Consider the following 10879-nt stretch of genomic DNA (forward strand, 5'->3'; position numbering starts at 1 on the left):
TTTTTTTACTAATTAAAACAAAAGAAGATTAGGATATATTCCTATCCTAATCTCCTTTTATAAAACTACATCTATTCTGTAATATAAACTATTCCTATACAACTTTATTTCTATCTTCACCCTTTAAAAAGCTATCTATATTTAATGCAATTTCCTCCATGAGAGTATGTCTAGCTTCCTTACTAGCCCATCCTATATGGGGAGTTATTAGTATTTTGTTCTTATCTTCCAATTTGAATAGAGGACTATTTTCTCTCATTGGTTCCTTTTCCAAAACATCTAAGGCTGCACCTCTTATTTTATTTTCATTTAGTATTTTAATTAAATCCTCTTCATTAACAATGCCACCCCTGCCCACATTTATTAATATGGAACTTTCTTTCATACACTTTAAATTTTCGTAGTTTAATAAATTTTTAGTTTTATCATTGAGTGGAGCATGAATAGATACAATATCTGAAACTTTTAAAAGTTCCTCTAAATCTAATTTCACATATTTATCATTTATATTTTGTCCAGATGTGGAGTAATACACAATAGTAGCGCCAAAGGCTTTCGCTATTTCGGCCACATTCTTACCTATATTACCAAGTCCAATAATTCCCCATATCTTCCCTTTAATTTCATAATAGGGCTTTTGAAGATTAGTAAAAATATTGCTTTTCACATATTCTTTACTCTTTACATATTCATCATAATAGGCCATATTTTCTAATATATAAAATAACATGGCAAAGGTATGCTGAGTTACACTGTTAGTAGAATACCCTGCCACATTACATACCCTTATACCTGCTTTTAAACAATAACTTAAATCAATATTGTTAGTACCTGTAGCTGCCACACATATTAATTTTAAATTATCTGCCCTATTCATGTTCTCTTCATTAAGGAGTACTTTGTTAGTTATTACTATATGTGCATTTTTTATTCTTTCTTCCACTTCATTTTCCTTTGTTGTTTCATATGTAATAACCTCTCCATACTCATTAAGTCCCTCTAAACCAATATCTTCACCCAAAGTTTTTCTATCTAATATAACAATTTTCATTTTTTCACCTACCCCTTTATTCTTTATAAAAATTCCTTACCTAATCCAATTATACATTTAAGCTTCACCTTTTTACTATAACCTATTACTCCTAACATATATATACCACTTCCAAACTCAATAACCTTTAGCTACCTACAAGTTTCTATAGATCAAAAATTTTTCAGAAGGTGGAACATCAGAACATCCTATGCTGCAAACAATTATGAACCTTCTATCTTAATTATAAGATGTACAGCTTATAGTCTGATAGTGACTTACCTTTGAAAATATTTTTGATTTATAGAAACGTAGTAGGTTCACAAAAGTTAAGTTTGGAAATAGTTTGTCTCTCTATATATACCTCATGTAAACTGCACTTATGTGTGTCTATGAAGTGAAATAAATCAATTAAGATAAAATAAGACTAGGATACTCTCATATCCTAATCTTATAAAACTACCTCTATTTCATATCCACATGTGGGACACTCAGTATCTGTAATATAAACTTGTGCCATCATATTTTGTCTATCTATTAAAAGCTCCTTACATTTAGGACAATAGGTGGAATTATCCATGTTAGGAACATTTCCTACAAATACATAGTTAAGATGTTCTTGTGCCCTTTTTTGAGCCTCTAAGATAGTATTTATTTCTGTGGCTGGTAAATTCATCTTATAAGTAGGAAAATATCTACTTAAATGGAGAGGAATATTCTTATTTATTTGTGCTAAAAATTTACTTATTTCTTCCACTTCCTCTAAAGAGTCATTTAAAGAACTTACTAAAAGGGTAGTTATCTCCACATGACAATGCTTAGCTGCATACTCTATAGTTTCCATTACGGGCTTTAAGCTTCCTCTACATATTTTTTTATAATATTCCTCGCTAAAGCCCTTTAAGTCTATATTCATGGCATCCACATAGGGCATTAACTTTTCTAAAGCCTCTTTAGTTATATATCCATCTGTTACTAATACTACCTTTATATCTTCATAATTTTCTTTTAAATCCTTTGCCACATCATATACATATTCATACCAAATTGTAGGTTCATTATATGTAAATGCAATTCCCGTATTATTATCTAAGTTTGCCGTAGTATCTGCTAACTTCTTAGGTTCAACAAATTCACTCTTTGGTCTCTCTTGAGATATGGAATAATTTTGACAAAAGCCACAGGCAAAATTACATCCGAAGCTTCCTACAGATAAAATTAAAGTACCTGGCTTAAAATGAAACAGTGGTTTTTTTTCTATGGGATCTTGATTGGCAGATGCTATTTCACCATAATTTATAGTTTTTAGTTCCATATCCTTATTAGTCCTTACTCCACATAATCCAAATTGATTTTCTCCTATATGGCAATTATGGGGACATAAAAAACAATGTATCTTTTCACCTTTTATTTCATAAAACATGGCCTTTTTTTCCATAGTATCACCTATTCCTTGTGTCTTATTACTTTAAATCTCTCTACTTCATAAGCTTCATCTTCTTCTATGCCAGCCTTTCTAAGGACAATATTTAATTGTTCTTCCACCGTATTTACACCTTCTAAGTCTGGTAATAGCAGACCTGATTTTCTACCACTTTTTACTATTACCCCATACTCCTTTGGATCTAATTCACTAATAGAAGCCTTTTCAGGTTTAGTAAGCACATCTACAGAAAAGTCTATATCCTTTAATTCCTCTAAATGAACAGGATTAAATCGAGGGTCATGCTCTCCAGCTTCCACTGCATTTCTAATTATTTCACTGGCAATATTTTTAGTAGTTGGAAGGAATGTACCTATACAACCCCTTAAATCTCCGTCTACCTTTAGAGAGACAAAAACACCCCTAGCTTCATTTTTCATCTCATCTGTCACATACTCTGGCATATCCGTATAAGTTCCATGGGTTAAATAATGGGTCAAACTCTCTCGCGCTAACCTCACATAAGGATCTGCACTTGCTAATTTATTTTTAAATTTTTCTTCTCTACTCTTTACTATTTTTTCATATCTATTTTCATTAGATTTTTCAAGATTAAATTTTACAACACCATAGCCTACTCCAAAGGGACCTTCATAGGATAGGACTTCTCCACTTATATTATAGTCATTCATAGCTCCTGCCATAATATAGATAGATCTCATTCCACATTCCCCAGCTTGTTCTATTATAGTAGGGTCCATATTAAATATTTCTAATATATCTCCTTCTCCTAAATATTTAATAATCTCTTCATCAAATTTAGGTCCATAGGGACTATACTCATAGGGCCCGAGCTCTTTTAGCTTATGGGATAAATCTCCGCTACCTATTATAACAGCATTCTTCCCTGCATGGTCTAATGCCTTTTCTAATGCCATACCAAACTTGTATAGTTGCATTTTAGACAACATTCCATAAGTTATATGTACTAAATTAAAGTCTTTATACTCTTTTTCTATAAAATATAGGGGAACTAATGCTCCATGGTCTAATTCATATTCTACCCCATAGGTATCAGCAGCATTTTTATCAATCTTTGCCACCATTACACCTTCACCATTGGAGTAAGCATATATTTCATCTACTAATCTTTTATCATTATTAAAAGATAAACCTACCTCATCTACTCCAAACTTTCTTAAATCACCACTTATACTAGTTCCATAGGATATGGCTACTGCATCATTAAATACAGGGCCATGGGGAGTTATTACTATTATAGTATCTGGCTTTAGATTGCCAATTTCCTTAGCAATTTCATTGCAAGAATCTATAGTATTCTGTATTTTTCTCTCTTCTCCCTTTCCCACCTCTGGCAAAATTATTGGAGGGTGGGGCATTAAATAGGTTTTTAAAATTTTTCCCATTATATCACCTCTAAATTTATTATTCCTTTTTAATAATTTTATAGTCTATTCAATAAAATTTTATCACAGTATATGGTATTTTTTGTTATTCATCTTGTGTTATTTTGTCGATTTATTAAAAAAATAAAAAAAATTAAAAAATTTTTAATCGCGTTCAAAAAATAATCGCGATTACGAAACCCTTGAAATCATGCCATTTCTAGGCTTTTCCACCCTTTCAAAAGGGCTACAACCTTGTCTATCACTGGATTTGGGGTGTAGAATTCTTTAGAAGTTTGTGGTAAAATTAACTCAGGTTGAATCTTTGGTGTTATCATATTAAAATCAACAACTCTAATTTAACCAAGACTCATATTTCCCCCAAGAAAATAGAGCATTAAGTTAATTAGAAATTTAATTAGAATTGTGGAATATTTTTCGTCTTATATTCTACAGTTTGAGCCATTTTATGGTTTTATAAGACTACCTTAAAGATTCAAACCTTACCAGTTTTACTCACCTTTCTTAAAATGACCCTTCGAAAGAAGGGTTATTTTAATTTCTTTATTTTTATTTAATTCATTCTAATCTCGAACCATCTATTCGCCAAAATTCTTTATAAAATTACCTCATATAATTAATTTTTAAATATTATTGAATATAATATAACCTAATTAGTAACTCTAAAAATAGGATAATTACTTAATTTATCCCTATACATATATAAAGCTATTAAATATTAATTAAAATAATGTTAAAAATTTATTGTTTAAAGTTTAACTTGGCTGAGTATATATATAATACAAAAATGAAACATATAAATTCAGGAGGTTATTATGAAGTCACTAAAATTAAAAGATGATATATATTGGGTTGGATCATTAGATCCTAACTTAAGAGTATTTGATATTATTATGTATACAGAATTCGGTACAACTTATAATTCCTATGTGGTTAAAGGTTCAGAAAAAACTGCTTTAATAGAGACGGTAAAGGTAAAATACTTTGATTCTTATCTGGAAAGATTAAATAAACTAGTAGACATAGATAAGATAGACTATGTTATTGTAGACCATACGGAACCAGACCATGCAGGTTCTATAGAAAAGTTATTAGAAATAAACCCTAAAATAAAAATAGTAGGTTCTCCTACGGCATTGAGATTTATGAAGGATATTGCAAACAGAGAATTTGATTCCATATCCGTTGGAAGTGGAGACACATTGTCCCTAGGAAATAAGACATTAGAATTTTTCAGTGTTCCATTCTTACATTGGCCAGATTCCATATATACTTATGTAAGAGAAGATAGTGTATTATTCACTTGTGATTCCTTTGGTTCTCATTATTCCTTCGAGCCAATACTAAGTAGTAAAATCACTAATGAAGAAGATTATATGAGTGCACTTAAATACTATTATGATATGATTATGGGACCATTTAAGCCCTATGTTCTTCAAGCGGTTGACAAAATTAAAGATTTAGATATTGACATAATAGGCCCAGGCCATGGACCAGTTCTTGATGAAAATCCTAGAAAGATAGTGGATATCTACAAAGAATGGTCTACAGAATCAAATCCTAACACTAAAAAGACTGTAGTAATTCCTTATGTATCATCCTATGGATATACGGGAGAATTAGCTAATGAAATAGCAAAGGGTATTAAAAGTGCAGGAGATATAGAAGTTAAATTATTTGATCTAGTAGAAGAAAAATCCACAAAGGTATTAAATGAAATTTATTGGGCAGATGGAGTATTATTTGGAACTCCTACTATAAATGGAGAAGCCTTAAAACCAATTTGGGATTTAGTTACATCCATGTTCCCTCCTACTCATAGTGGTAAAGTAGCATCAGCCTTTGGTTCCTATGGATGGAGCGGAGAAGGTGTTCCTCATATTGTGGAAAGACTAAAACAACTTCGAATGAAGGTATATGGAAAAGGTCTTAAAGTAAGATTCAAGCCATCAGAGGATAATTTGTCGGAAGCCTTTGAGTTTGGTGTAAACTTTGCTAACAGCGTTTTATCTGGAAAAGTTCCTACTACTTTTGAAGACAAAAAACCCATTACTATAAAAACTCAAGCTGGTGAAATAAAGGCTTGGAAATGTGTAGTATGTGGAGAAATATTCGAAGGAGAAGAACCTCCTGAAATATGTCCAGCATGCGGTGTAGGTAGAGATCAATTCATAGAAATTCCTCGCGAAAATGTAACTTATAAAAATGATACGGACGAAAATATAATAATCATTGGTGGTTGTGCTGCTGGCGTAGCTGCTGCTGAAGCCATACGAAAACGAAATGAAAGTTGCTCCATTGAGATAATAAGTAAAGAAAAGGTTTCTGGATACTATAGGCCAAACCTATCTAAAAACCTTGTTGGCCATTTAGATGATGATGATTTCTATATCCACCAGGTAGATTGGTATACTGAGAATAATATTACCTTAACCTTAGGAAATGAAGTAACTAGTGTGGACCCTAAAAATAAAACAATCACATTAAATAATTCTGTTACTAAGAGTTTTGATAAATTAATATTTGCAAATGGAAGTAGATCCTTTGTTCCTCCAATTAATGGAGTTGAAAAGGAAGGTATATTTACTTTAAGAACTTTAAAGGATTCTGAAAATATTAAAGCTGCTGCTTCTAACTCTAAATCTGCCGTAGTAATAGGTGGAGGAGTATTAGGTCTTGAAACTGCTTGGGAATTACACAGATTAGGCCTAAAGGTAAGTGTAATTGAAATGGCTCCTAGAATATTCCCTCGTCAATTAGATTTAGTTGGCTCTAGCATGTTAGAAGATAAAATAAAAGATTATATGGACATATTTAAAGGTGCATCCATTGATTCTATTGTGGGTGAAGATAAAGTTAGTGGAGTTAAGTTAAAGGATGGCACATTAATAGAAAGTGATTTAGTTGTAATATCAGCAGGTGTACGCGCCAATGCAGGGTTAGCTAAAGAGGCTAATATGGATACAAATCATGGTATAGTTGTAAATGAGTTTATGGAAACTAGCATGAAAGATATTTATGCTTGCGGTGATGTGGCTGAGTTTGATGGCGTAAACTATTGCCTATGGGAAGAAGCCTTAGTACAAGGTAATATTGCCGGTGCAAATGCAGTTGGAGATACTATTCCTTACGAAAACATAATACCTAGTGTATCCTTCAACGGATTAAATACTAGCATATTCTCCATAGGAGATACAGGAAAAGATGAAAATGCAGATTATCAAGTAGTAGAAATAAAAGATGACAAAAAAGGCATCTACAAAAAAATGTACTTTGTAAATAAAGCCTTTGTAGGAGGCATATTAATAGGAGATACTTCTAAATCAGTAAATATGATTCAAGCTTATAAGGAAAAAACCCTACTATCTGATATGATAAGTCTAATAAATCAATAATAGAAACGTCCACCATAAGGTGGACGTTTTCACTTTATTTAATTGGTATATGTTCAAGGGCATTATTTAAAATATCGTTTACTAACTGACTTTTATTTCTATTAGTTTCTTTACACACCATATGGAGTTTCCTAAGAAGTATTTTATCAATTTGCAAGGTTATAGTTTTTTTATCACTATCTATAATCTTTTCATAATTATTAATATGAACTAAATTATCCCTCATAAGTATCACTCCTTAGGTCTTTTATTTATTTTAACATACTTTTTAAATTTTCTGAATAGTTCGCATTAATTCATATGTATATTTTAATTAAATTGTTATCTCAATCCTATTTCCATCTAAATCTAAAACACAACTTTCATAATATCCATCACCAGTTGTTCGTGGTTCACTTACTATCTTGTATCCTTCTGCTCTTAATTTTTCCGTTAATTCCTCTACCTTTACTTTTGAACCAACTGAAAAAGCAATATGAATTATCCCCATATATTGTTTCTCAATATCATTTGCATTTAAAGGTATTGAAGACATTTGCATTAATTCAATTCTGGTACCATCTTCAAATTTTATGAAATAAGATTCAAATCCTTTTTTGGAATTGACATATTTTTCTCCACAAGTTCCATGAAAAAATTTAATATAAAAGTCTTTAAGCTTTTCTAAGTTTTTTGTCCATATTGCAACATGTTCAATCCTCATAATTTGATCCTCCCTATAAATTATAATTATACACCCTACTATGACGCCCAAAGGTTACGCTAATAGGGTATTTATTAACCTACTATCACGCCCACAAGGTTACGCTAATAGGGTGCTTATAACTTACACTTTTAAATTTATTTTGCAAGCATAACATTTATTTCATATTTATTAAAAGCATCCATCAATGTTTTATTAGGCAATTGACCCGTAATAATTATGTCAATTTGTGATAAATCAGCAAATTTGAAAAATCCCTTTTTACCAAACTTTGAGCTGTCAACTAGCAAGATTACTTGATCCGCTTGTTCAATCATCTTTTTCATCACAAAACCATCCTCTTGAAAGGCAACCATCACACCTTTTTCTGTAACACCACAGCAGCCTACAAATGTTTTATCTACACAATAATTTGAAAGCATAGATATAACTGAAGGACCATATAAAAAACGTTGTTCTTGATTTAATTGACCACCCAACAAGTGAATATCTACTCCAGGTTTATTTGAAAGTATATCTGCTTGATTAATGGAATTTGTAATAACAGTACAACTATCTACTTGTAAAAACTCTGCACATGCTTGTACAGTTGTAGCAGTATCCATAATAATTTTGTCATCATTTTTAATTAATGATGCAGCTAGTTTCCCAATGGCTTTTTTTTCTTTTGAATCAGTATAAAGACGATCTTTATAGCTTTTTATTTCTCTAGTTATAGTTGGTAAAAGAGCCCCTCCACGTGTTCGAAGAATAGAACCTTTTTCTTCTAACTTTACTAAATCTCTTCTTGCTGTGTCTCTAGATACATTACATAGATTACAAATTTCTTCTACACTAATCTTTTTATGTTCACCTAAGTATTTTAAAATCATCTGTATTCTTTCTTCCTGGTACATGGGTCTTCACCTCTGTTTTATTTATTTCTAATTTAATTATAAGTTGAACTAAGTAATTTTTCAAGTATTTTTAAGTGTTTTTAAGTATTTTTAATTAAATATAAGTGTTTATATGTTTTAAGTAAAAAAAGAACAAGTCATATACGACTTGTTCAGACAGTGCTTAAGTTATATATCTGAAAATTCAATATTAATTTTCTGTTTTATATAAGCTTCCTTTTCCATTATTGTACTTGATCTTTCATTTATAGATGCATACTCCACAGGTAGTTTTATAATAAATTCACTTCCCTTACCATATTCACTACTTAAGGATATTGTTCCTCCTTGCATCTCTACTAAAGATTTTACTATAGATAATCCTATGCCACTACCCTCGTGATTTCTTGTAAATGACTTATCTACCTGTCTAAATCTATCGAAAATCAAGTCAATATTCTCCTCTTTTATTCCTATGCCCGTATCCTTTATTACAATCTTCACATTATGAATTTCATCAAAAATATTAACATATATACATCCACCCTCTGGTGTGAATTTTACGGCATTTGATAATAAATTAAGTATAATTCTGTCCATACTCTCCATATGGCAACTCACTATTTTTTCCTCAATTTCTGTATCAAATTCTATGTATAACCCCTTATTTTCTACATAATCTACAACTGATGATGTAATATCTTCAACTACAGATACTATATTATATTTATCCATCTTTATATTAAAATATCCTGCATCTATTTTAGTAATATCTAATAAATTATTTACTAATCTTAATAGTCTATAACCATTCTGTTTTAATGTTTTCATGCTTTTATCTTGTTTAGGTACAAGTGATTCAGATGTATTTTCAAGAAGTTGGATTGCACCTAAAATTATTGTTAATGGAGTTCTTAATTCATGAGATAAATTAGCAAAGAATTCGTCCTTGATTCTATCATGTTCTATTTTTTCTCTCAATTTTTTTTCTTCTTCATAAACTTTTTCTTCTAGCTCTAAGATTTTCTTTTTTTCAGTGACATTTTTACATAAGACTAATGCATAGTTATTACCTTTTACTTCTATGGTGCTCCCAAATATCTCCATTTGGATCACTTCGCCATTTTCCCTAAAAAACATTTCTTCTACAACAGGTTCGAAATATCTTCCTTCTGTAACAGCTTCATATCTTTCTTGTCCTATTACATCTATGTTAAATTTTACAAAACTTTCTACATGTTTTCCAATTACATCCTCTGGATTTTCAAATCCAAAAATCTCTGCCGCTTTTTTATTTAAATATTTAAACTCCAATTTTCTATGTACAAAAACTGCATTTGGTGATGACTCAATAATTTCTTCCAGCAATTGAAGCTTGTCATCTATTTTACTAATATAAGCTTTTCCTTTTACACTTGTTATTAGTGATATTATATTTAAAATTAATAACAAAATAATTCCACCTATGACAGTAGCATAATTTATCTTAATTTTATAAACATAAAAAATTAATCCTAATAATATAGCCAAACAATTAATCCAACTATATATAATAAGCTGTACATGGCCTATCTTTTGTAATTTCATTAAAAAACCTCCTAAAGAGTGTAAAACATGGTAAAATACATATACATTTTACCATGTTTTATACTCTTTAGTAACTATACGTGAATTTTATCTTGAGAAAAATATCTATTAAAAATCCCATACTTATCTATATGTTTTAGATTATTACTACAAGAAAGGGTCACTGGCCTATAACCAGTAGCCCCATTTCCCATAGAAATTTGAGTCTTTATTCCTACAAAGAGTATGGTCTCACCACACGCTCGTCTCATTATGCATTTTTACTTAATCAAACTTAGTGATTTCTAATATAATGAGTTCTATTTCTATGTATCCCTTTTATAATAAATTTATCAGAATATTATTGTTTACCAATTATACTCAATTTGAACCAAAACTCCACACCAAATTCCTTGTTTATTACGCCATATTCTTCTTCATGGTGTTCCATAATGGATTT

Annotated in this window: 9 protein-coding genes; 1 reads left to right on the top strand and 8 read right to left on the bottom strand. The window is 30.5% G+C overall.

Going from position 1 to position 10879, the window contains the following annotated elements:
* Positions 1-94 precede the first annotated feature (94 nt).
* From CCE28_RS20140 to amrA, 3 genes are all read right to left on the bottom strand, one after another.
* A complete protein-coding gene (locus CCE28_RS20140; protein ID WP_095135760.1) occupies positions 95-1051 on the bottom strand; it encodes a D-2-hydroxyacid dehydrogenase in 957 nt (318 codons plus the stop codon).
* Positions 1052-1481: 430 nt separating this feature from the next.
* Positions 1482-2468, bottom strand: a complete 987-nt coding sequence (amrS, locus tag CCE28_RS20145; RefSeq protein WP_095135762.1) for an AmmeMemoRadiSam system radical SAM enzyme — start codon at positions 2466-2468, stop codon at positions 1482-1484.
* An 8-nt stretch (positions 2469-2476) separates the two neighbouring features.
* On the bottom strand, positions 2477-3880 hold the full coding sequence (gene amrA, locus CCE28_RS20150) for an AmmeMemoRadiSam system protein A (RefSeq protein ID WP_095135764.1): 1404 nt from the start codon (positions 3878-3880) through the stop codon (positions 2477-2479).
* Between the two features lie 815 nt (positions 3881-4695).
* Between amrA and CCE28_RS20155 the strand changes: the two genes are divergently transcribed.
* Positions 4696-7275 (top strand): FAD-dependent oxidoreductase, encoded by a 2580-nt coding sequence (locus CCE28_RS20155; RefSeq protein WP_095135766.1) that lies wholly within the window; start codon positions 4696-4698, stop codon positions 7273-7275.
* A gap of 34 nt (positions 7276-7309) precedes the next feature.
* Here the strand turns inward: CCE28_RS20155 and CCE28_RS20160 are convergent, their stop codons facing one another.
* The 5 genes from CCE28_RS20160 to CCE28_RS22385 form a co-directional block, all read right to left on the bottom strand.
* On the bottom strand, positions 7310-7501 hold the full coding sequence (locus tag CCE28_RS20160; protein ID WP_095135768.1) for a hypothetical protein: 192 nt from the start codon (positions 7499-7501) through the stop codon (positions 7310-7312).
* An 87-nt stretch (positions 7502-7588) separates the two neighbouring features.
* A complete protein-coding gene (locus tag CCE28_RS20165; RefSeq protein ID WP_095135770.1) occupies positions 7589-7978 on the bottom strand; it encodes a VOC family protein in 390 nt (129 codons plus the stop codon).
* A gap of 137 nt (positions 7979-8115) precedes the next feature.
* Complete coding sequence (locus tag CCE28_RS20170; RefSeq protein ID WP_095135772.1) at positions 8116-8874, bottom strand: DeoR/GlpR family DNA-binding transcription regulator; 759 nt, start codon at positions 8872-8874, stop codon at positions 8116-8118.
* 168 nt (positions 8875-9042) lie between these two features.
* A complete protein-coding gene (locus CCE28_RS20175; RefSeq protein WP_095135773.1) occupies positions 9043-10440 on the bottom strand; it encodes a PAS domain-containing sensor histidine kinase in 1398 nt (465 codons plus the stop codon).
* Between the two features lie 74 nt (positions 10441-10514).
* Positions 10515-10691, bottom strand: coding sequence for a hypothetical protein (locus CCE28_RS22385; protein WP_176461940.1), 177 nt, complete (start codon positions 10689-10691; stop codon positions 10515-10517).
* Positions 10692-10879: the final 188 nt, after the last annotated feature.

It is taken from the genome of Anaeromicrobium sediminis, assembly GCF_002270055.1.
In the GTDB taxonomy this organism is placed as follows: Bacteria; Bacillota; Clostridia; order Peptostreptococcales; family Thermotaleaceae; genus Anaeromicrobium; species Anaeromicrobium sediminis.